Annotated in this window: 24 protein-coding genes; 9 read left to right on the top strand and 15 right to left on the bottom strand. The window is 28.6% G+C overall.

Annotated features, from left to right (window positions below):
• Positions 1 to 582 precede the first annotated feature (582 nt).
• From MAG_RS01875 to MAG_RS01820, 12 genes are all read right to left on the bottom strand, one after another.
• A complete protein-coding gene (locus tag MAG_RS01875; RefSeq protein WP_232955166.1) occupies positions 583 to 1,185 on the bottom strand; it encodes a variable surface lipoprotein in 603 nt (200 codons plus the stop codon).
• A 124-nt stretch (positions 1,186 to 1,309) separates the two neighbouring features.
• The gene (locus MAG_RS01870; RefSeq protein ID WP_197532978.1) at positions 1,310 to 1,483 is read right to left on the bottom strand and encodes a hypothetical protein; all 174 of its coding nucleotides are present in this window, start codon (positions 1,481 to 1,483) and stop codon (positions 1,310 to 1,312) included.
• Positions 1,484 to 1,726: 243 nt separating this feature from the next.
• A complete protein-coding gene (locus MAG_RS01865) occupies positions 1,727 to 2,749 on the bottom strand; it encodes a prolipoprotein diacylglyceryl transferase (RefSeq protein ID WP_011949532.1) in 1,023 nt (340 codons plus the stop codon).
• Between the two features lie 280 nt (positions 2,750 to 3,029).
• Entirely contained in the window at positions 3,030 to 3,944 is a 915-nt protein-coding gene (locus MAG_RS01860) for a hypothetical protein (protein WP_011949531.1), read from the bottom strand.
• A 122-nt stretch (positions 3,945 to 4,066) separates the two neighbouring features.
• Positions 4,067 to 4,480, bottom strand: coding sequence for a F0F1 ATP synthase subunit epsilon (locus tag MAG_RS01855; RefSeq protein ID WP_011949530.1), 414 nt, complete (start codon positions 4,478 to 4,480; stop codon positions 4,067 to 4,069).
• A 14-nt stretch (positions 4,481 to 4,494) separates the two neighbouring features.
• Positions 4,495 to 5,958, bottom strand: coding sequence for a F0F1 ATP synthase subunit beta (gene atpD / locus MAG_RS01850; protein ID WP_011949529.1), 1,464 nt, complete (start codon positions 5,956 to 5,958; stop codon positions 4,495 to 4,497).
• Between the two features lie 53 nt (positions 5,959 to 6,011).
• Positions 6,012 to 6,875, bottom strand: a complete 864-nt coding sequence (gene atpG, locus MAG_RS01845) for an ATP synthase F1 subunit gamma (RefSeq protein ID WP_011949528.1) — start codon at positions 6,873 to 6,875, stop codon at positions 6,012 to 6,014.
• Positions 6,868 to 8,454, bottom strand: a complete 1,587-nt coding sequence (gene atpA, locus MAG_RS01840) for a F0F1 ATP synthase subunit alpha (protein ID WP_011949527.1) — start codon at positions 8,452 to 8,454, stop codon at positions 6,868 to 6,870. The genes atpG and atpA overlap by 8 nt, the downstream gene beginning before the upstream one ends.
• Complete coding sequence (gene atpH, locus MAG_RS01835; protein ID WP_011949526.1) at positions 8,447 to 9,007, bottom strand: ATP synthase F1 subunit delta; 561 nt, start codon at positions 9,005 to 9,007, stop codon at positions 8,447 to 8,449. The genes atpA and atpH overlap by 8 nt, the downstream gene beginning before the upstream one ends.
• A gap of 2 nt (positions 9,008 to 9,009) precedes the next feature.
• Positions 9,010 to 9,579, bottom strand: a complete 570-nt coding sequence (atpF, locus tag MAG_RS01830) for a F0F1 ATP synthase subunit B (protein ID WP_011949525.1) — start codon at positions 9,577 to 9,579, stop codon at positions 9,010 to 9,012.
• 14 nt (positions 9,580 to 9,593) lie between these two features.
• Positions 9,594 to 9,821 (bottom strand): ATP synthase F0 subunit C, encoded by a 228-nt coding sequence (gene atpE, locus MAG_RS01825; RefSeq protein ID WP_004024493.1) that lies wholly within the window; start codon positions 9,819 to 9,821, stop codon positions 9,594 to 9,596.
• 9 nt (positions 9,822 to 9,830) lie between these two features.
• Entirely contained in the window at positions 9,831 to 10,646 is an 816-nt protein-coding gene (locus MAG_RS01820; protein WP_011949524.1) for a F0F1 ATP synthase subunit A, read from the bottom strand.
• A 640-nt stretch (positions 10,647 to 11,286) separates the two neighbouring features.
• Between MAG_RS01820 and MAG_RS01810 the strand changes: the two genes are divergently transcribed.
• From MAG_RS01810 to MAG_RS04320, 3 genes are all read left to right on the top strand, one after another.
• The gene (locus MAG_RS01810; protein ID WP_011949522.1) at positions 11,287 to 12,957 is read left to right on the top strand and encodes a hypothetical protein; all 1,671 of its coding nucleotides are present in this window, start codon (positions 11,287 to 11,289) and stop codon (positions 12,955 to 12,957) included.
• A 336-nt stretch (positions 12,958 to 13,293) separates the two neighbouring features.
• The gene (locus MAG_RS01805; protein ID WP_011949521.1) at positions 13,294 to 14,094 is read left to right on the top strand and encodes a variable surface lipoprotein; all 801 of its coding nucleotides are present in this window, start codon (positions 13,294 to 13,296) and stop codon (positions 14,092 to 14,094) included.
• A 536-nt stretch (positions 14,095 to 14,630) separates the two neighbouring features.
• Positions 14,631 to 15,368, top strand: coding sequence for a hypothetical protein (locus tag MAG_RS04320; protein WP_232955164.1), 738 nt, complete (start codon positions 14,631 to 14,633; stop codon positions 15,366 to 15,368).
• 65 nt (positions 15,369 to 15,433) lie between these two features.
• Here the strand turns inward: MAG_RS04320 and MAG_RS04315 are convergent, their stop codons facing one another.
• Positions 15,434 to 15,613 carry a hypothetical protein gene (locus MAG_RS04315; protein ID WP_232955162.1) on the bottom strand — a complete coding sequence of 60 codons (180 nt, stop codon included), beginning with the start codon at positions 15,611 to 15,613 and terminating at the stop codon, positions 15,434 to 15,436.
• A 31-nt stretch (positions 15,614 to 15,644) separates the two neighbouring features.
• Here MAG_RS04315 and MAG_RS04310 point away from each other — a divergent pair, with 31 nt between their 5' ends.
• On the top strand, positions 15,645 to 15,905 hold the full coding sequence (locus MAG_RS04310; RefSeq protein ID WP_232955160.1) for a hypothetical protein: 261 nt from the start codon (positions 15,645 to 15,647) through the stop codon (positions 15,903 to 15,905).
• A 297-nt stretch (positions 15,906 to 16,202) separates the two neighbouring features.
• Positions 16,203 to 16,436, top strand: coding sequence for a hypothetical protein (locus MAG_RS04040; RefSeq protein WP_154644749.1), 234 nt, complete (start codon positions 16,203 to 16,205; stop codon positions 16,434 to 16,436).
• Between the two features lie 36 nt (positions 16,437 to 16,472).
• On the opposite strand, the gene thrS is transcribed toward MAG_RS04040, so the two are convergent.
• The gene (thrS, locus tag MAG_RS01790) at positions 16,473 to 18,221 is read right to left on the bottom strand and encodes a threonine--tRNA ligase (RefSeq protein ID WP_011949518.1); all 1,749 of its coding nucleotides are present in this window, start codon (positions 18,219 to 18,221) and stop codon (positions 16,473 to 16,475) included.
• A gap of 7 nt (positions 18,222 to 18,228) precedes the next feature.
• On the bottom strand, positions 18,229 to 19,224 hold the full coding sequence (gene trpS, locus MAG_RS01785) for a tryptophan--tRNA ligase (protein WP_011949517.1): 996 nt from the start codon (positions 19,222 to 19,224) through the stop codon (positions 18,229 to 18,231).
• Between the two features lie 116 nt (positions 19,225 to 19,340).
• Here trpS and MAG_RS01780 point away from each other — a divergent pair, with 116 nt between their 5' ends.
• From MAG_RS01780 to MAG_RS01765, 4 genes are all read left to right on the top strand, one after another.
• A complete protein-coding gene (locus tag MAG_RS01780; protein WP_232955158.1) occupies positions 19,341 to 20,042 on the top strand; it encodes an MAGa3780 family membrane protein in 702 nt (233 codons plus the stop codon).
• A gap of 236 nt (positions 20,043 to 20,278) precedes the next feature.
• Positions 20,279 to 21,715, top strand: a complete 1,437-nt coding sequence (locus tag MAG_RS01775; protein WP_011949515.1) for a hypothetical protein — start codon at positions 20,279 to 20,281, stop codon at positions 21,713 to 21,715.
• A gap of 86 nt (positions 21,716 to 21,801) precedes the next feature.
• The gene (locus MAG_RS01770; RefSeq protein ID WP_154644748.1) at positions 21,802 to 22,461 is read left to right on the top strand and encodes a hypothetical protein; all 660 of its coding nucleotides are present in this window, start codon (positions 21,802 to 21,804) and stop codon (positions 22,459 to 22,461) included.
• The gene (locus tag MAG_RS01765; protein ID WP_154644747.1) at positions 22,451 to 22,639 is read left to right on the top strand and encodes a hypothetical protein; all 189 of its coding nucleotides are present in this window, start codon (positions 22,451 to 22,453) and stop codon (positions 22,637 to 22,639) included. Before MAG_RS01770 ends, MAG_RS01765 begins: the two co-directional genes overlap by 11 nt.
• Positions 22,640 to 22,963 lie beyond the last annotated feature (324 nt).

Below are 22,963 nucleotides of genomic sequence, written 5' to 3'. Positions count from 1 at the left end.
TTATCCAAATAACAAATCTTTATGTGATTTTGTTTCTGGGTTAATGTAAGAAAAAGCAAGAGACAGAATTAAATACTATAATGAAATATCACTAACTCTAAAAATTTATGATAGCAAATGACTATTCTTAATAAGAACTATATTGGCAGTCTTGTTTTGACTGACTCTGACTACCATTTGAGATGGCAAAATGAGGAGATAGAACTACTATAGACTATTATGTCTATGGTTTTTTTATATAACTTAACCTTACGGAATATATATTAATTGGAACAATTTATAAACAAAGAAACAATAAAAATAAAACACAAGTAAAATATGTGCTAAAATTATACCTAGAAACACAGTTTCTTGTTTATGAGTAGTTCGTTTCACTACTGTCGAATGCATGGTCATTAAAAAAACAAAAGAAACAGTTGTAAGCAATTATGCTTACATTTTTTTATTGCCTTATATTTAGAAATGTAAATAGTGACATAGACTTTTAAAAGTTGTTTTATACAAACAATTTATTAACTAACAAAATAAAAAACTACCTGGTTTTCAAGCCTAGGTAGTTTGTTTTTTATTCAAGCACCATTACTATTTTATCGATACAGTTGATTCGTTAGCTTTTTCTGAAATTTCAGGAACAGTATCTTTACCCTTAAATTCTCCGACTTTATATTTAATTGTAATGTTTTCTTTTTTCTCATCAATACTAAAGTTTAATTGGGTAGATAATTTATTTTCACTATATGTTGGTTTTGTGTCATTAACTAATTGAAAATCACCTGTAATTTTACTTGCTTTGTCATTAAGTGTGAAAAGAACTCATTTTTTCCCTCTAAAACCTTTACCAAAAGGAGCCTTTGTTCCTTCTGTTATTACAATGTTATGATCTTTTCTGTCATATCAAAGGGTGTATTTACTGCTGTCTTCCTTTAATTTCTTTAGAATGTCATCTTTTTTGCTATCACTAGATAAAGTTAGAACATCTTTTAAATCTTTTACTATTGAATTTACATCAGTAGTTTCAGTTGTGGTTGTTGTTGCGGGTGTATCGGTTTTACTACCATCTTTATCTTTTTTCACTTCAGGTTCATTGCACTTTGCAGCAATCAATGGCAATGTTGTTAAAACACTAATGATTCCTAAAGCTGATAAAAACTTACTACTCTTTTTCATCTTAAATTTTGAACTCATCTTCCTTATCTATCATTTTTATTATTTTGTAATTTCTACACTTTAATTTTACTCTTATTTATTAATAAATACACTTTGATGAAAAAAACCGTCAAACAGTTATAGTTTGAAGGCTTAAAATTGTTTAGTCACTTAAGATTGATAATTTAAAAAAGTCTTTAAGTTTACCTATACCACTATTTTTATAATTAAGGTCATTTAAATTAAGTATGTCATTAATTTCATTGTTATAACTTGAACCAAAATATTGCATGTCATTAGTTTTGCTTTTATTAAGTTTTAACAGTAGCAGCGTCACATTGAAATCAATATTTTCAAATAGATTGATTTCTATGGAAAAGTAAAAATATGATGTTAAAGCCATTTTTTAATCTGGTGGCTTTTTTTATTCATTAAAAAGTTAGGTATTGTTTTACTTTGCTTATTTCGTTTTTTGATTCTATTTTTTTATTGCGAATTTATGGAATGAAAAATAAGATACATTTTAAAAATTATAATTCTTGGTTGCTTATTTTGTCTATTTATTAAAATGATTAGGGAATTATTTAGTTTGTATTGTTATTGAAACTGTTGATTCATTAGATACGTCTGATGCTTCTGATTCGCTTCTGTTTAAAAATTTACCCACTTTGTATTTAACTTTAAGGCTAAATTTGTTACTTCCACCGCCATTAAGTATTTCGAAATTCAATTGGTTAGATAATGTAGATATATCATAGCCATCTTCTTTTGATTTAATTAATGGATCTTTATCATTAACAAGCTGAATATCATTTTTAATGGAACTTGCTTTTTCATCTAGTTCAAATAAGACAAATTTGATACCTTCTGTTTTGTTATTGTCAAATGGTGATTCCTTACCTTCAGTTATTCAAATACTTCTATCCTTATTGCTATATCAAAGAGAGTAATCACCGCTATTGTTTTTGAATTTCTTCAATTCTTCATTGTCTTCCGATGATGCAGCAAATTTGAAAATATCTTTAAGATCTTTTGCTATTTTATCAAGTTCACTCAGTTCTTTTTTGCCTTCGGTTTCTCCTTCTGCCCTAGGCTCATCAGCTGGAGGCATATCTGGTTGTGGTTCTGGTTTTAGTGCAGGAACAGGCAGTGTAGAAGGTGGAGTTTCAGTTTCTGGACTTGGAGTTACTGATCTGTTATCACTTCTAGATTCATTCTCATTCTTTTCATCTTTTCTATCTTTTTCGTCTTTTGGAGAACCAGGAGAATCTTTATCCTTATTTTTTTGATCTTCGGAGTTTTTGTCTTTTGTTTTATCTACTTTTTCATCTTTCTCAGTTGTTTCATTGCTAGATGATTCTGAATCATTTTCCTTTTTATTATCATCTGCTTTCTTGCCATCATCATTAGGTTTATGTGGCTCATTCTTTGGTTCAGGTTTTGAATTTATATTTTTGTTTAAGTCTTTTTCTGGATTATCAACTAAGTTATTGATTATTTTTCTTTTTTCAGATTCATTGGTATCGCAAGAGGCTGATAGAAGAGAGGCTGCAGTTACTGAAATTGTAGTTGCAGCCAATAATAACTTAAAACTCTTTTTCATAATAAATTAGTATTTCATTATCCCTTCTTATTTTTTTATTATTATTCATTATTTTCTCTTATTTTTGCTTGGAGCCATAAAAATTTAAAGATGTAGAAACCTTATCAAGACTATTAATCAAACTTATTTTTGTTTTACTGATTTAAAAATTAAAAAAATAATATGTTTTCCATAAATGTAAAATCAAGTGCAATACCTTAAGGTAAAAATTTTCCTAGGCGGCACTTGATTTTATAATGTAAATAACTCTCTCAATAAACTAAGTTTTTGTGTTTATTTCCTATGCCATAGCTTTTTTAAGTTCTACATCTTCATTTTTGCTATTAGCTTTGTCTTTTTCAGACTTAGCTGAGCTTGCAATAACATCATCTATAGCTTTTACAAATGGTCTAAATAAAATGAAGAATAGCATATAAGGTGCGATTGGCAATATTACTAAACCTAAGACAAATGCTGTAACAAATAGTCTTGCATTTTCTTTAGTGTCTGTAATTATCTTAAGATCAACCATATCTTTGTAGTATGGTAAAGGTTTTACTCTGTGTGATAAGTACATAAAGTTTATACCCCTGTGCACTGCTTCGTTTGAAGTTGCAGCATAAACAACTTCATTTAATATTACAGCTGCAACAAAGATAGAAACCATAAACACTATGTGATATACATAAGTTCTTCAACTACGTAATGGTAACTTACCTTTAAGTATTAAATAACACCCTAATGAAAATGTTAGTGCAGATTGGAACATGTAGTAAACATTGTTAGGTGTATTATTTGAAAATACTACTGCTGGATAAACTAATAAAATTGCCCCAATTGTTAAACCTGATATTCCAATAAATGGCAGCATTGCTGCTTCTCATTTTTTATTTGGTATAAAGAAATAAAATGGTAATACCCAAAAGTACAATGAAACAATTTGCACTGGCACATATGCTAAATTATATTTTGCACCATCATGAACTTTCATTCATGCAATTTGACCAAATTGTCTGAAAATTAGTTCTGAAAGGAAAATAAATATCCACACAAATATTATTGCACCACGAACAACATTTCTGCTTGCACTTTGGAATACAAATAGTAAAAATATTGTCAGTGCAATAGCGGCACAAATGAACAAAATGTGATTTAGCCCAAAAATTTTAGGAACTTCAACAACTTGATTGTATCAGTCATTAAATTTTACTCACATTCTCCATCCTAGCTGACTTTAAATCTATATTTTAATTTTATACTATTTAAACAAACAATACTATAAAATGGCATAAAAAAGCATTTTTTGAATACAAAAACCCCTCAATTTGGGGTTTAGGATTACTTGTGTTGCGAAACATTAATTCTATTAATTGCTTTTTTAAGTTTTATTTCAAAACGTGAAATAACTTCAACATCATTGTTGCTACTTAAAATGTTAATAGCTTTATCTCTGTCACTTTCAGCTTTTTTAAGATCAATATCACTATTAAGGATAATATCATTTGTGATTATGTTGATGCTAGATTTATCAGCATATACTATGCCATCGCTAATTGAATACACTTTTTCTTTGTTATCTGGATAATCTTTTATGACTAGTTTACAGATATCGATGGTCGTTAATAACTCACTTCTATTGGGTTGCAAAACTATTGATCCACCACTTTTAGTTTTAAGTTCAACACTTAAAACAGGGCCATTATAAAAAGTTCTAGCTTGAGTAACTATTTTTAAGTTTGAATAACTATGCATAGGGGTATTTTTTTCTAAGCACTAGCTTTTTCATTATTTGTGCTATTTTGACTTAAATAGTTATCATAGTTTGCTTTAACTTCTTCAATTGAGCCTACATATAGGAAAAATTCTTCAGGACAGTGGTCATATTTGCCATCTAAAATTTCTTTAAAGCTTCTTACAGTATCGTCTCTTTTAACATACTTACCAGGCTTACCCGAGAATTTTTCAGCTACAAAAAATGGCTGACTTAAAAAGTTTCTGATTCTTCTTGCTCTTGCTACAACTTTTTTATCTTCTTCGCTTAATTCACCTATACCTAAAATTGCAATTATGTCTTGTAATTCTTTAAATCTCTGCAATATAGAAACGACTCTTCTGGCTGTTTCATAGTGTTCTTGGCCAATTACAAGTGAGTCAAGTAAACGCGAAGATGATTCAAGCGGATCTACTGCTGGATAAATACCTAGAGCTGCAATATTTCTATCTAAAACAGTTTTAGCATCAAGGTGGTTAAAAGTAGTAGCAGGTGCTGGGTCTGTTAAGTCATCAGCAGGAACATAAACAGCTTGTACTGAAGTAATTGATCCTTTGTTAGTAGAAGCAATTCTTTCTTGCAATTGCCCCATTTCAGTAGCTAATGTTGGTTGATATCCAACAGCACTAGGCATACGGCCAAGCAAGGCACTAACTTCTGAACCTGCTTGAGTAAATCTAAAGATATTGTCAATAAACAATAAAACATCTTGTTTTTCTTTATCTCTAAAATATTCAGCCATTGTTAGCCCTGTTAAAGCTACTCTCATTCTAGCTCCAGGAGGTTCATTCATTTGACCAAAGACTAAGGCCGTTTTTTCTAAAACACCTGAGGCAAGCATTTCGTTATATAAATCATTACCTTCTCTAGTTCTTTCGCCAACACCGGCAAAGACTGAAAGCCCGCCGTGTTCTCTTGCAATATTATTAATTAACTCTTGCACTAAAACAGTTTTTCCGACACCAGCACCGCCGAAAAGACCTATTTTACCGCCCTTTACGTATGGAACTAAAAGATCAATAACCTTGATACCGGTTTCAAAAATTTCACTCTCAGTGCTTTGCTCTTCATATGAAGGAGCAGGAGCATGAATTGGCATTTTTTCAGCATCAGGAGCATCTTTTAAATCGATTGGATTGCCTAGAACGTCAAACATTCTGCCTAAAACTTTATTGCCAACAGGCACACTAATTGGTGCGCCAGTATCATAAACATCAATGCCACGTGGTAAGCCACTTGTTGAAACCATTGAAATTGCTCTAACAGTATCATCGCCAATGTGTTGTGCTACTTCAAGTGTGTAGGTATTATCACCATAGTTAATAATTAAAGCATTTAGCAATGAAGGCAATTGACCTTTAGGAAAACGCACGTCAACAACTGGGCCAACAATTTGTACAACCTTGCCCTTGTTACTAAGATTATTATTTTCAGAGTTCTTTATTTTATCTTGTTTCATAAACTCTCCTTAATAAATTTTTCTTTTAGCCCTATAAAACAGGCTTATATGAGCTAAACAGCATCAGCACCAGAAACAATTTCAATTATTTCGTTAGTGATTTTTGCTTGACGCTTACGTTTAAATTCCATATCTAATTCAGTTATCAAACTGTCGGAATTTCTTGTGGCATTTTCCATTGCGCTTCTGCGAGCTGAGTGCTCACTGATAAGCGAAGTTGCCATTGCTAAATGTAATTTAGAATCAACAAAAAGTGGGATAGCATCAGCTAAAACATCTTTAGCACTTGGCTCGAATTCCAATTTATAATCAATTTCTTTACGGTCAATATGTTCGCGAATCATTTGTTCATCAAAAGGGAAAACTTTTTCGCACAATTCTTCTTGAACTAAATTATTTATGAACTTAGTGTAAATGAAATTAATTGAGCTAACTGCGCCGTTTCTGTAGTATTTAAAGGCTCTTTTGATAATTTTTGAAACTAAAGTACTAGTTCTTTTACTTGTTGTTATGTCACTAAGATTAATTATTTGCTCATTATATTGCTGTCTTAATGCTCTAACGCCATATGAGCCAATTATTATTAAATAATCATCACTTGTCACTGTTTCTTTAACTAGCTTAATAACATTAGCATTATAAGCTCCAGCAAGGCCTAGGTTGCTTGTTACAATAATATAAAGCTTGCTTTTACTATTGTTTCTTGATTTCATTAACTCTTTTAAATCATCATGGCTAATGTTTTCAAAAATTTTGTTAAAAGTTTGATCAATGAGCAAATTATATTTTTCAACTTCGTCAAAAGCAGTTTTTGCTTTTTTGAGTTTTGAATATGAAACTAGCTCCATTGCATGTGTTATTTTTCTGATTGACTGAACAGTTTTAATTCTGCTTTGTATAGATTGAATACTAGACATTATTTATCTCTAAATATTTTGCAGGCATAGGTAGCTCTGCTTCAGGTTTATAATCATGCAAGGATGCTATTATTTTATTAACTATTTTGACTAAATGAGTCGTAATTTCTTCTTTAATACTACTATTTAAGGCATTATTATTTTGCTTAATTTTTTCACCAATTTTTATGCCTTCTAATTCTTTAGTCATAAATTTGATAACTTCATCTCTATATCTTCTTAATTGACTAGCAGGAAGTGGATTGATGATTTTTTCCTTAACGCCCAGTAAAATAGCCGTTTGCGCCAATTGATTAATTGGATAATATTGCTCTTGCTTAAGCAGTTCATAAACTTTATGACCATGTTTTAGTATAGCAATAGTTGAATCATCTAAGTCAGAACCAAATTGAGCAAAGGCTTGCATTTCGTTATATTGAGCAAGCTCAAGCTTAAGTGAACTTGATACTTCTTTCATGGCTTTAATCTGCGCACTTGAACCAACTCTAGAAACACTAAAACCAACGTCAACAGCAGGCCTTTGACCTGAGTGGAATAAATTCTCACGAGTAAAAATTTGGCCGTCAGTAATTGAGATAACATTAGTTGGAATATAAGCAGAAATATCGCCTTGCTGTGTTTCAATAATTGGTAAAGCTGTAATTGAGCCGCCACCATAAGAATAATTAACTTTAGCAGCTCTTTCTAATAATTGTGAGTGAAGATAAAAAACATCGCCTGGATAAGCTTCACGTCCAGGTGGACGTCTTAGTAAGAGTGATAATGTTCTATAAGCAATAGCATGTTTTGATAAATCATCGTAAATAATTAAGCAGTCTTTACCTTCAGACATTCACTCTTCAGCAATAGCAGTGCCTGAATAAGGAGCAATGTATTGTTGTGGCGCTAGTTCAGAAGCTCCAGAAACAATCACAGTTGTATACTCCATTGCACCTGAATCTTGCAATTTTTTAGTAATTTGTGCTACTGTAGAATTTTTTTGTCCAATAGCTACATAAATACATTTAACATTTTTATCTTTTTGGTTAATGATTGTGTCAATTGCAATTGATGTTTTGCCAGTTTGTCTATCGCCAATGATTAATTCTCTTTGACCTTTACCAATTGGAATCATTGAATCAATTGCAATAATGCCTGTTTCAAGTGGCTCATTCACTTCGACCCTACTCATAACGCCAGGAGCAACTTTAAAAATTTCTCTTCTTTTAGTGCTATTAATTGGTCCTTTACCGTCAATTGGATTGCCAATAGCATTAATAACTCTGCCAGTTAATTCATCGCCAACAGGAACTGCAATAACTTCACCGGTTCTTGTGCATAAATCAGCTTCACTAAGCATATTTGCATCACCAAAAATAGCTACACCAACTACTTCTTCTTCTAAATTTAAAACTAAGCCAGTTATATTGTTTTTAAATTTAACTATTTCACCATTTTTGGCATTATCAAGGCCGTTAACTAAAGCAATTCCATCACCAATAGTTACAATATAACCGATTTCAGAGTAGTCTATTTTTGAATCAAAACGTCTAATTCTATCTTTAATTATTGCGCTTATATCAGTACTTTTACTAGCCATTTAAGTCTCCATTTTTGTTGTTGATTAAAGATGAAATTTTTTCTAAGTCAGCTTTGGCATTTTGTTCAATTATGTCATTGCCTATCACTATCTTAAAGCCAAAAATTAAGCTTTTATCTATGAATGTAGTTAGCTTGATTTTTTTGTTATATTTGTTTTCTAATTTTTCAATAATTTTAATTTTTGTTTGATTATCTATTTCAAAAGCAGAAATTAATTTAGCTCTTAATATATTAAGTTCGCTTTCAACAAGACGAATGTATATTGATAAGGCTTGAAGCAAAAGGGGTGAATTATTTTTCGAGATCAAAAGCTTTAAAAAGTTAGCAAAAGTTTTTAAATTTTTATTCTCTTGCACTAATTCATCAGCTATCTTGTGTTTTTCCTCTAAGCCTATTTTAGAGCTATTAAAGAACGAAAACACTTCTTTGTCATTTGATAAAAGTTCATAAAATGAAAGAATATTTTCATAAGTGCTACTTACATGTTTTTCTTCTTTATGCAAGTCATATAATGCTAAAGCATAACCATCAGCATTAGCCTTAATAAACATAATTATTTATCCTTTAAAAAGTTTTTAATTACTTCGTCTTGTGACTCTTTTGTAACTTCTTTTTGCATAATTTTTTTAGAAATTTCAATAGCAGCTTTGGCTATATTAGATTTAGAATCATCGACCATTTTTTGCCTTTCTGATTCAATTTCCATATGAGCTTTTTCAATAATTCTTTTTGATTTATTTTTGGCTTTGTGTGTATATTCATCAATAACACTTTCGCCATGAATTTTGGCATTTTTAATTAATTCATCTGCCTCAGAATAAGCTTCAGCAAGCCTTTTGTTAGCTTCGTTTAATTTTTGCTTAGAAATATCATTAGTTAATTTTGCTTCATCAATATTTTTTTGTATATAGTCTTGTCTTGCCTTCATTGCCTTTTTTATAGGCTTATGAAGCAAAAATCATAAAATTAAAACTACTAAAATAAATGCAATTAAAGTGGCTAAAAACATTGGCCAGGTTGGGAAAAGTGTTTTAAACTTATCCTTTAGCTCATCTTTTATTCCGCCGCTTTGTGCACTTAAAAGCGTATTAGCTTTTAATGACAAATTGTAAAATAAGTTCATATTAATTAAACATATTAATTAAATGCAAACATTAATAGAATTGATATAACTAATGCATAAATAGCAGCAGATTCAGCAACTGCTTGACCAACAAGCATCATTGTTCTAATTTTGCTTGCTGCTTCAGGATTTCTACCAACTGCTTCAGCAGCTTTACCAGCTGCTAGTCCTTGACCAAGACCAACTCCAAGGCCTGAGATCATACTAATGCCAATGCCAATAGCGATTAATCCTTTTTCCATAATAACTCCTTAATAGATATTTTGAGCAACTTTAAGTTGCTTAACTTTAATTTGATTAGATGAAACATTGCTTTTTTCATCAATTTTCACACTTTTTTCTTCTACTTCTGCCTCTTGCGCTCATCATATTGTGGTCAGCGAGCAGAATACTAATGCTTGAATGAAGGCACTAAATACATCAAAATAAAGGTGTAAAACAGGTGTAAAAATCACTGCTAAAAGTGGTAATGGTGGTGAGCTAGGAATCATTTTTGTTCAAATATAACCAAAAAGTGAATAGATCATAACCATAATGATGCTTCCGCCAATAATGTTTCCAAAAATACGGAAACTAATTGAAATTAATGGTGAGAACTGGCCGATTACTTCAATTGGATTTTTATATTTAGCAAAAAATCTTCACTTTTGGTAAATTAAACCAGTTACATAAATACCTAATCACGACATTAGTCCAAATGTTAGTGCTATAGAATAAGAAGTAGTAACAGGTTCTAAGCCAATTAGTCCTAATAAGTTACCAATAATTAAAAAGGTAGCTAATCCAAAAACATAAAATCTGGCTTTAGGAATCCTTTTGTCAGTATTATCATCAAAAGCATTATCAATGTAATTGACATAGCCTTCCATCACTAAAATAATTCCGCTAGGTGCTTTATCTTCTTTTGCGTATTTTTTAATTTTAATAAATACATATAAAGAAAAAACTAAGCAAATTAGCACAACAGTAATTAATGACAAAAGCTGTTTTTGATTTCAGTCTGCATAGCCGCCATTAATTCAATTTTGAAATATATTAGATTCAGCTTCATTTTTGACTGTAGTCATCTATGCCTCCTTTCTTTCTTTATTTATAAAACATAAAAATAAACTCATTTTTAAAGTTGTTAAACCAAAAATGTAAGATATTAAATTTATTGGATAAAAAGCAATTTTAAAGCTGTTTTTTGTGTAAATATTATTCATATTTTTGACACTTAACTTGTTGATAAAAACTAAAATTACTGTTAAGCTGGCTATAAAAATTAATGAAATAATAAAACTTAATACGCTTAAGCTAGATGCCCGGCTTTTATTTTTGCTAATAATTAAATAACTAAAAGATTCTTTGATTCAAAAAGTTAAAAATGATGCGGATGCGCCTATTGCATAGCCCAATAGTAATGACAGTTTGACAAATTTATAAAAATAGGCAAACACTGCAGAGAAATATAAAAAAATAATAAAAAAGGTTATAGCAACTTTTTTGCTATCTTCATATTGCATCCAATCTCCTAATGTTATATAAATAACATTTAAATTATAGTACTTATTAAAAGCAAAAGATAATTTTGATAGATACTTCTTATTATTTCCTTATTTAAAGTTCAATTTTTTACATATTTGCAATGCAAATATGATTTTTCAATGTTTAAACGTTTGCTCTTTTTATTTTAAAATTATTAATGAATTAAGTTAAGAGGTGGCAATGAGCAAAAAATTCCTTTTTCAGGATTTAGAAGAGTTAATGAATTATTCAAATAATTATAAAGGTTCTGATCCGTTAATTAAACTTCCAAATATCATTATTCAAAATTTAAATAATTCAATTGTTTTAAATAAGTATGAAACTGAAATGATTAGACTTTTGGCAACTAACTATAGTAAGAAAAGTCAAAAATTTCCAATTAAGTACTTAGTAAATATTGAAAATGAGACAGTTAAAGAACATTTTTTGGCATTATTAATTCTTTATTTTTATTCGCAAAAAAATAATAATTTTGTAATTTTAAGTAAGAAGGAAAATATTCAAAAATTTAAAAACTTGTTAGCTAATAATGATTCAAAATCATACTTATTTGCCTATAAAATACAGTTTATGGGTAAATTAGTAGATATAAAAGAAGTTAATGAAATAGATTCAAATAAAAATAAAGAATCAATTAATTTATATTTTAGCACCCGTAGTGAATTTTTAAGTAAATATAGTTCAAACAGTATAGATAGTGATTTTTTAATAATTGATGATGAAGCAGTTATTGAAAATTTTGATAAATTAAAAAACTATAATTCTGTTCATATTTTTAGTGAGTTTGATTTTGTCCAATCAAGCTATAAAACAGGCATATTGGATAATTTTATCTATAATTATGACAAAAAGAAAATTCAGTCAATTAATAAAAATAATTTAAGTAGTTCAAAAAAATGTTCTCTAAAAGAAGAATTCAAGCAAAGTGATTTTTTTAAAAATGGTCTTATATTTTTAAATAAAAAAGAAAAATTAGATAAAGACATAAAAGTTTTTCCAAACCAAGATGAAAAATATATGCATCACAGCCTTAATGAGATAAGCAAAGACTTTTTGTATTCAAAAACATTAGAACTTAAGAATATTGATATTTCACTTATTTCTAAATATGTAGATAATTATCGTGAATTTAAATTAGAAAATTTAAAAAACAAATTTAATAAAATTGACAATGTTTTAGATCTGTTTACTACTAGTGGCTATTTTGGCGACAATACAGTTGAAGTTTGTTTTAATAATGAAAATGATTATGGCGAATCATTAAATTATTCAATTAATACTGCACTAAGTAATATAGCTAGCTATATTCATAATTTTGATCCAGTCTTTACTGGTTCAAAACAATTTTATGCTCATAATTTATCAAATATTTTTGATATTGAAAATACTTGTTGTGATGAATCATCCTATAAAATAGACTTATCTGACCAAAAATGATTTGTAAGCACTTGTGATTCATTTACATATCAGCAACACTTATTTCTAAATTATTTTAAGAATCAAATTGTTGATCAGCTAAATCAAAAAAGCATTAAATTTTGACTCATAAAAAATAACTTACAAAATGAAGCACTCATTTATACATTTGATAATGCAACTGAAATAGCTCCTGACTTTTACTTATTTATTGAAAAAAATGATAGAAAATACCAGGTCTTAATTGAAACTAAGGAAAACTCAAAGTGAATGTCAGACTACTGACATGAAAACTTTTTTGCAGAGCTAAATACTTTTCCAGCATTTAACGAAAAAGATGACACTTATAAAATTTATGCATTGCCGCTTGCAAATTTTGATATTAATGAAAATGAGTTTACAAAAGTATTTAGTAAATTTATTAAAGAGCTATAGAAACTAAAAAACCTATAAAACAGGATAATTCATCAAAATAGTAACAAATAAATTCTTAATTTTAATTGTAAAATTTTAAAAATGTGCTTAATTGTTAGGCACTATTTTTTGCATAAACAGTTAAATGTCACTATCTAGATCGTAGTGTTTTTTTTATAAATTAAATAGAAAAACAGCTATGTGTAATTTTGATCAAATATACAAAATTACAATTCATGTTTATTTATTAATGTTTAGTTATTTTTTACATCTGTTATTTCCCAATATATTTATGTAAAAGCTTTATTGGCAATGTATAATTAAGCAGTTTTAAATAACACAGGGGGATGAACATTTATGAAATTAAAACAATTACTAAATTTAGGAACTGCTCTAACAGCTACATTCTCAATTCCATTTGTGGCTGCAAAATGCAGTGAAGATGACAAAAAGGAAAAAGTTACAAAACCTAAAAATGAACCTACAAAACCAGTAGATAACTCTAAAACTAATGATAATTCAAATGAAATGGTAGGGGAAACTAATTTAAGCAATTCTATAAATTCTAGTAATTCATCCACACAAAATCATTTTGGAGCAGAAACAAATGCAAAAGAATCACCTGCTCTAAATGATTTATATAGTGAAAATCCTGCTACACCTATTTTCAAATATGAAAAAGGAATAAAAGAATCGTCAGAAGGTTCTAAAAACGAAGGAGATAAGGTTATCGCAGGAAAGGAAGCTATCTATAAAGACATTGATTTTGATATTTCAAAAGTTAAAATTACAATTGATAAAAAAGATCTAAAAGATGAAGATTTAATTTCGCCTAAAAAAGGTAGCCATAAACAACTTTTCTTTAATACCTATAAGGATAAAACAAAAGTAAGCGGGAAACTGGAAAAAGATCAGAAACCTTGGGGCGGAATTGCAATTGGTTCTGTTACAGGATTACCAAAAAATTATTCTATTGCTAATGCTGACAGTCCATTGTACATAAGCAAAAAAGATAAAAAAGGAACAGCTAAACCTAATGGATTTGTTAATGTTGAAAAAGATGGAGGTAATTTAAAAATCAAATTTAGATTCTTTAAATTTAATAAGGGCGGCAATTCTACAGTTTCAACAAAAGTCTATGAAGCTATTATTTCTTAATAGAAAAAATCTTGCTGCGCGCAAGATTTTTAAATTTTTTACACCCTTTATTTGTTCTAAATTAATGTTAATAATTTTTTCTAAGTCTAAATAATTATGTTGTTGGTAGTAAGGTGTGAATCACTAAAATTGTCAGTAAATTTAATATTCAACAGCTTAAACTTATGTAAATTAAGTATGAAGGAAGTGGAAAAATAGCAAACAGCTATATTGAAATTTACATAAATTTGGTTGTTTTATCGAGGAGTTCAAAAGTTCAATAAAAATTATTAACAATTAATTTTTGAGTCATAAAGCATCGTTTTATGACTCGGCAACATTTTAAAGTATGTTTTTAATACTTAAGATATTATTAATAAAAAAGATGGAAAACTGTATGGATATTTTCACACGAAGATAGCTCGCTTATAGATTTAGATATAATGTTATTATAAATATTTTATATTTATAAGGAAGTGAAGTGTAATGAAAACTAAGAAAATATTAACTATAATTGGGGGGGGTTAGCTAACGCTGGTTTCCTTCCTTTAGTATCTGTGTCCTGCATTGATACAAATAAATCAAAAGATGAAAATAGTACTACAGTTGAAAAATCACTATCAAAAATCTTCAATGGCACATCTTCAATCTCAATTAGTGCTAAGGATGAAAAATCAGTACTTGAAGCACTAAAATCAGGCAATAATTCTTTAAAAATTGATGACTTAAAAGTCATTTTTGACGAAAAAGAAAACAAAATTACCGTTATACCTAAAGACGGTACTACTGCTTACAGTGACAAGATTGTCATTCCTTTTGTGCTAAAACCACAAGACGAACCACAGCCAGCAAATCCAGGTTCTGAAGAGGACGAAGAACCTGAAAATGCTTATGAAGTTTCTGAAGCTTTAAAAGAAGCCGAAATGAAACGTAGAAAAAATACTCCAATTGAAGAGGCTAATTTCAAAGCTTGAGCAAGACAAGATGCATTTAGACGTGAACGTAATAAAGAATTTAAAGAACCTAAATTAGGTGATAAGTTCTTTAACTTCATAAGCTTTGATTGAACAGGCGATGAAGAGCACGAAAAACAATGAGCTGAATGAGAGAGAAGTGTTAATACTCCTTCTGAAACGGCTTCATATAATAAATGAAATGTAACAGAATGATACAAACGTAAACTTGAAAAAGAATCTAAAGAGAAATCAATTGGTGATGAATTTTCAGACTTTATTAGTCCATACAATGCTGCTGATTTTAGACGCGAAAATGATGAAGACTTCAATGACCCATAATACAAAAAACTTAGTGGTGAAGCTACAACTGAAAAAATAGCAAATTCAGCACTCGAAGAAGAGTTCTACAAAGCTTGACAAGGTTCTGAAGAAGAAAGAGTATACTGAACTAAAATAGAAAATGAATACTTCGAAGAAAAAGAAGCTGAAGTTGCTGCACTAAAAGTTGCTGAAGAAGAAAGAATAGTTAATAGTGCAGAAGAAAAAGAATTCATTGAAGCTGAAGTTGAAAGATTAACTAACACACCTATTGAATTAGAAGATTACGAAGACTGATTGGCATATGCTGATGAGTTTGAAAAAGCAAATAAAGAATATGAAGCATTTACTAAATCAGATGAAAATGCAAAATGAGAAAAGGCTGAAAAAGCTGCAGAGTTCAAAAGAAAATATGATGTAGACCGTGAAAAGTTAGAAAAAGATAGCGAAGATATCCTTGATAACTCAGCTGCTGCTAACGGTATTTCAAAATGAGAAGGGGGTAACTCCCGAATCAAGAAAACATATTACAGACATTTCTGATGCAATTATAAGTAACTCAGACGCTGTAAGTGACCAAGACGACGCAGAAGAATAATTCTTCTACAATCAATTAATAAGCTAAAAAACACCAGTGAAAATCCTGGTGTTTTTATTTGCTTAATAGTCTGTAAAACAGGGTTTTTCAGCAAAATTAACTACTATTCTTTCTTGCTTCTAGAAGCAATTTTATCTTCTATTTTGCCTATTATAATGTTAATTACTAATGCAATTAAAATTCCGATAACTGGCGCTATTATATATTTTATCCAAAATGGCATAGGTATTAAAGTTAGTCATATAATTAATGAAAATATGAATGCAAAAGGCACTGAAAAGTTAAAGCATCTGATATTTAATATTTTTACTAAAACTAATATTATGTTTAATGTAAGTGAAAACAATAAAATCAAAAATGGCGCTAAGACTTTTCATAAGGTGCTAGTTATTTTGACATTACCAAATTCAGGCGCTGATAGTATTCATATAATTGATAGCGGAATAATTATGAATATAGTAATAAATAAAACAGTAATTAGTGGAATATAGGAAACAATTTTTTTGGAATCAGTTTTTTTATGGTGTTTATTCATAGTTGTTTCTTAACTTTTTAAGCAGTTTAATAAAGTCATTGATAGAAACAGTTGTTGTTTCTTCTTTGCCATATTCACGATATGAAATTGTGTTAGAATTCATTTCATTTGAGCCTAAAATAAGCTGGAATTTAGACTTAGATACTTGAGCATTTCTGATTTTTTTGTTTAACCTTTCATCAGAATCATCAATTTTTACTCTAAAGTCATTATTTAAAAGCTTTTTAGCTACCTTTTTAACATAAGCTAAGTTTTCTTCCAAGTTAACAGGAATTATAGTTACTTGCTTAGGTGCAATTCAAAATGGTAAGTTACCTTTTGTTTGTTCTAATAATATAGCCACAAATCTTTCATATGTACCAATAAGGCCTCTATGAATCATAATTGGTCTTACTTCTTTATTATTTTTATCAATGTAGCTTAAGTCAAATTTTTCTGGTTGTAAAAAGTCTAGTTGAATAGTTGAAACAGTAATTTCATGACCAAGTGCTGTATCAATTTGTATATCAATTTTAGGACCATAAAAAGCCGCTTCACCTTCAACTTTGGTGTAATTAACTTTCATATCTTTTAAAGCTTTTTCAAGCATTGCTTCAGCTTTATTTCAAATTGAATCATTGTTAAAATACTTGTCTTTATTATTTGAATCTCTTAACGAAAGTGAAATATAACTAATTTCAATGTTGAAAATAGATAACATTTCTTTTATTTGTTTATACATTCTTTTAACTTCAGAAGCTATTTGGTCATATTTAACAAACAAGTGACCTTCAGTTAAAAGCATTCCCCTAACTCTTTCAAGCCCTGTTAGTGCTCCTGATTTTTCATAACGATATAGCTGTGATTGCTCGCTGTATCTTATTGGCAAGTCTCTATATGAGTGTTTTTCTGTGTTATAAACAATTATATGATGTGGACAAGTCATTGGCCGAGGAATTAAGGTTTCATTTTCCACTAATAAAGGTTTAAACATATCATCTTTATAATGTGCTAAATGACCACTAGTTTTATAAAGTAATTCAGCGCCAAAATGTGGAGTTAAAACTTCAGTAAAGCCATATTTTTTATCTAATTTAAGCACTAAGTTTCTAATTTCATTATGAATATACATTCCGTTTTCTAATCAAATAGGAAACCCTTGACCAGCTAGAGGACTAAAAGTAAAGATTTTCATATCTTTACCAATCTTACGATGATCTCTTTCTTTTCTGTCGGCTAAAAGTGCTAGATATTTATCTAATTCATCTTTTGATTCTCATGAAGTGCCATAAATTCTAGTTAGTTGTCTATTTTTATTATCGCCTCTTCAATAGGCTCCAGCAATGCTTAATAATTTAAAGTTTTTAATATTTTTTGTGCTTTCAATATGATTGCCAGCGCAAAGATCTTTAAACACTAATTCTTTGTTAAGTGGGTCTTGCAAAGCATAAAAAGTTATCTCTTTACCTTGAGATTTTAATTCGTCATATAGCTCTTTTTTATAGGGTTTATTGGCAAAATCATATTGATTTTCATCAATTTTGACAGTCACTAAATTTCTGCTAGCTAGCTTCTTCATAAGCTTTTCAATTTTGCCTAATTCATTTTCGCTTAATGGTTCAGCAAAATCAAAATCATAATAAAAACCTTCATCAGTAGCTGGGCCAAAACCTAATTTAACGTTAGGATATAGTGTCTCAACAGCAGCCCCTAAAAGGTGGCTAGTTGTGTGATTTAATTGTTTATTAGCTTCAATTTTCATAATTCCTCTATTTGAATCCAAATTTTGAAAGTATTTTTTTTGCAATAGGAGCACAAATTTCTTTTGCTTTTTGTGCTCCAGTTTTTGTGACTGAATCGACTATTTTATAAGCCTCTTCGTATTTTTCTTGAATTTTTATTAATTCATTTTTTACAACAGTTGCTACTGCAGTTTTAAATTCAGCATAATTTGAATCTTTGAACTTAGCTTCAGCTTCAAGAAGTGAAATATTAGTTAAAGCTGCATAAATATTTAATAAGTTCAATATTCCAGGCTTATCATTAGAAATATAAACCTTATTTTCTGAATCAGTAACTGACTTCATAATTTTTTTATAAGCTACTTCAGGATCGTCATTTAAGTAAATTGTGCCTTTTAATGTTTTTTCGCTTTTTGACATCTTAGCGGTAGGATCTGATAAAGACTTAATTCTAGCGCCTTCTTTAGGGATAATTCCATTTGGAATTTTAAGGTCTAATTGATACTTTTTATTTATTCTTTCTGCTAGCATTTTAGTTAATTCTAAATGCTGAACTTGATCATCGCCAATAGGTACAAAGTCAGCATCATAAATTAAAATATCAGAAGCCATTAAGGTAGGATACATAAATATGCCTACTGGTATTTTTTCAGTGCCATTAGCTTGCTTAAGTGCACTTTGACTTTTATCCTTATACTGAGTCATTCTACTTAATTCACCCATCGTTGTTTCACAAGTTAAAAGCCATTGAACTAATGTATGCTCATATATGTCTGATTGATAAAAAATTGTGCACTTATTAGGATCTAGACCACAAGCTAAATATGTTACAACTATTTCTTTTCTTCTTTTTTCTAATTCAACGGCATTATTATCGCCCATTGTTAGCGAGTGTAAGTCTGCTACAAAGTAATACGCTTCATATTCATCTTGCAATTTGACAAAATTTTTAATTGCACCAATATAATTTCCTAGAGTAAGATCACCTGTTGGCTTAATTCCGCTTATTAATCTTTTAATCATAATAATGATCCTTAAAATATTTAAATAATAATATTATAGCAATGTTTAATTTAGTGTAATTTATTTAGATTATAAATTCTATTCAATTAAAAATAAATATGGTTATAATAGTTCGCATGCAAAATAAAACTACGAACAAAAATGTAAGGTGATGATTGCTTGGCTTTGGACTGTTTGTAATATTAACAACCCTTTTCTATGCCTTCTCTTATGTGATTTGATATGATGCAAAAGATGAATTAAATAAAACTGGTGCACCGACACAGTTTGCAGTTTTTAAAGGCTGAGGTTCATTTTTATACTACACATATTTATCAAACTTTTTACTAGGTTTTGCCCTAATTATAGCCAGCATTCTATGAACTAATATGCATGCTAAAAAAGCATTATTTATTTCTGTTGTTTCAATAACTATGACTTTTGTTGTCTATTGAGCATTGCTTTCATACCAAAAGTCAACATGGACTAGTCCATTAAATGCTACCCGCTCATTAATTACACATGCAATAAATCCTATCTTAGGTTTTGTGGCTTTGTCTTTAATTAAAAAAGAAATTATTGTAACTAAACTTACATTTACAATTCCTGTGCTTATTTCAACTGTTTACACCATTTTTGCAATGATATTATTCTTTGCTACCTTTGACAAAATAATTCCAAGCAGAGGCGCAGTTGTATATGGATTTTTAGACTTCAAAAACCCTTATTTTTATAAAGGTAATAAATACAGGAGTAATAGTTATTCTTGACTTCCTTCTTTATGCTGTTTCAATAATAACTCCATTATTATTCGGAATTATGTGAAAGTTTATTTATAAAATTAAATATCAAAAATCTATACCTAAAAAACCAAAATAATTGCTGAACAATAATTAGTCATAGTGTTATTGCTATGATTTTTTTATATGAATAAGCAAACTAATGCCTTAAAAATTAATCTAAATATTTTGCATCATAAGTGTTTTTAAAATATTTCATTTTAGTAATTTACAATTCAGTAATGTATAATTTATTTAGTAAAAAATAATACATTGTATAGTAACAAGGGGATTATATGAAGGAAGCAAACGACATTAAAAAGGTGGAAAGACCAAAAAGCACAGTTGTGCGTAATTATTTTGGCACATACAAAGTTATAAGAAGAACTAGTAAGAGAGTAGGTAATAAAATTGTGCCTGTTGATGTTGAGATAGTTGGCGAAATAAAAAATAATAAATTTGTTGAATATCCACACCCGGTTCCTGTTGGTCAAAAAAAGAAAGCAAAACAAAATATAATTGGTATTAAAGATTATGGAAATATAGCCTTATTTACAAATAATAGCAATGATTTGTTAGTAAGTCTTAATGATGTGTTTGATAAAAAGGCTGCTGAAACATTATATTCAATGGCCATATTAAGATGTATCTATCCAAAAGTAAGTAATAATGTTTTAAATCATTACTTTATGACATCATATCTATCAGAAATTTTTAAAAATGCTGATTTAAGTATAGATAGCATAAATGATTTATTTTATACATTAGCAAATAATTATCAACAAATTGAAACATTTATGGATAAAAGAATTAAAAAATACAAATATCCTAATGATACGTTTTTAATAAGATTAAGAAGATATCAAAAACCATTTGCATACTTAAAAGATTATTCTAAAGTGATTGATTTCTCATTTGATTATAATTTTTTTACTGTTTATGATTTTGCAACCGAACAACCTATTTCTTCATTTCCATATAAAGGCGAATGATTTTCTAATAAAGTACTGTATGAGTATTTAGCTAATGATGCTTATTTTGATGTGCTAATTTATTTAGGCAAAAATCATAATGATGAAAACATTGAAAAAGCCGTAAAAGAAACAACAAATCTTAATTACATTAAAGAAATTGATGTTGATGAATCCTGAATTAAAGATGAAATGTTTGATAAAAATGAAAATATGATGTTCTTACCTAATCGTACAATTGGATACATTGCTGGCAAGAAGTTCAAAATAGACAATAAATTTATTTATGTATTTAAAGACCATGAAAAAAATGTTAATGAACATAAACATATATCGTCAAATGTAACATTTGATGATAAATTTACACCAAGGAATTTAATCGAACAAATGCACTGATTTGGGGTAATGGCTATAGAGTCTAATATGGATGTAAAATTGGAAGAAATTTACATGCTTTATCAACAACATCCCAAAATTGGAAAGAGTTTTAATTTTTCAAAAAATATTGAAGATAAAATTTTTATTAACCCAGTTGATTATGCGTGAAAGCCTGTAAATCAGTTTATTTTGTTTCTAGCTGAAATATTAAACTGAGAAATTCAAAATAAATTAATAGAATTAAAATTAGATCAAAAATATAGCTTTGAAACATTGCTTGATTATTTAAAAACTTACAAAAAACAATTAAATAATAGAGGGAAATGAGAATTGTCATCGATCCCTGATTATGTAAATGAATTAATTAATATTTTAAAAATTTAAAGTTGTCTTGAATAAATGAAAGGAAAAGCTGTATAAGCTACCAAAATATGCTCTTTTTAAAATGTAATAAGCAAAACATATTTGATATGTTAAGTAGTATAGAATATCCAGCAATTGTAGTTGACACTGAGTTTTTCAATAAAGGCCATCATAATAAATGTAAACTTCCAGTTAAGCTTTATTCTAAGAATCAAAAAAATATCGTTTATGCCTTAAGTTATCTAATTGTTAAAAACAATAACTCATTCAATGTTAAATTAAACGATATTAATGAATTATTTATTACAAAAAAATTAAATGATGATGGTTTTAACTTCAACAGTGAATATAGCAAACTCAAGAGCAAATTTATAAGAATATGTCTTGAAAATAAGATAAAAACCATAATTTTTGCAGGCCATGAGGCCGACAAATCAATAGTTGAAAAATGAGCAAATCAGAATAAAAAAATGATTGAAAGTTATAACATTGATAGCTTGTTTAAATATGACGATGATAAAAATGTATTCATTGTTAATTACGTTGATACATATGATATATTAAAAGAAATAAATGTATCCTCAAGTCCATATTCTTACTATTCATTGTATTTAAATAATAATAAAAATGATAAATTCGAAATAAGAAGAATATCAGACTTATTTGAATTACGACCTGAAGCTTTTAGTAATGAAATAGATTACAAAAATTACAATAGTTTCGAATTGTCATGCGATGCACTTAAATTTTATGCTAATGCCAGCTAATTTGAATGTTTACAACAAACTTTTACAAAAAGTTAGAAATGCAAGAAAAAAATGCAAAAATGACGTGTTAGAAGCTTCATTATTTATGGACTTTATTTTAAATTTTGTTGTAAACAATAATTGAATGCATCCAAATTATATGAAGTATAACAAAGCATTTTACAAAGCATTAATTTAATTTTTTTGATGCGCTTAAAATAAAAATGCCAGCACAGGCATTTTTTGTTTCAAAATTTATATCTAAACATTGTTTTTTTCAGCTTTTATAAATCTTTAAAAAAATCACAGCTTGATGTTGATTTTTAGCTTAATCTAAGTTAACTATATATTTGTTTATATTTTGATGTATTTATCTATTTTATACTAATATTTGCCCTATAGAAACATTTCCATAAAAATTATTTGCTATATTGCATGTTTTTTAAAAATTCTTAAAATTAACGCTTGCAATGATAAAATGAAACTAATATAGTCATAATTTTGAGGAGTTGTATGAAAAAGA

Source organism: Mycoplasmopsis agalactiae PG2 (assembly GCF_000063605.1).
GTDB lineage: Bacteria > Bacillota_I > Bacilli_A > Mycoplasmatales > Metamycoplasmataceae > Mycoplasmopsis > Mycoplasmopsis agalactiae.
The sequence above is the reverse complement of the archived record's forward strand: the minus strand, read 5'-3'. Positions and strand labels throughout refer to the sequence as shown.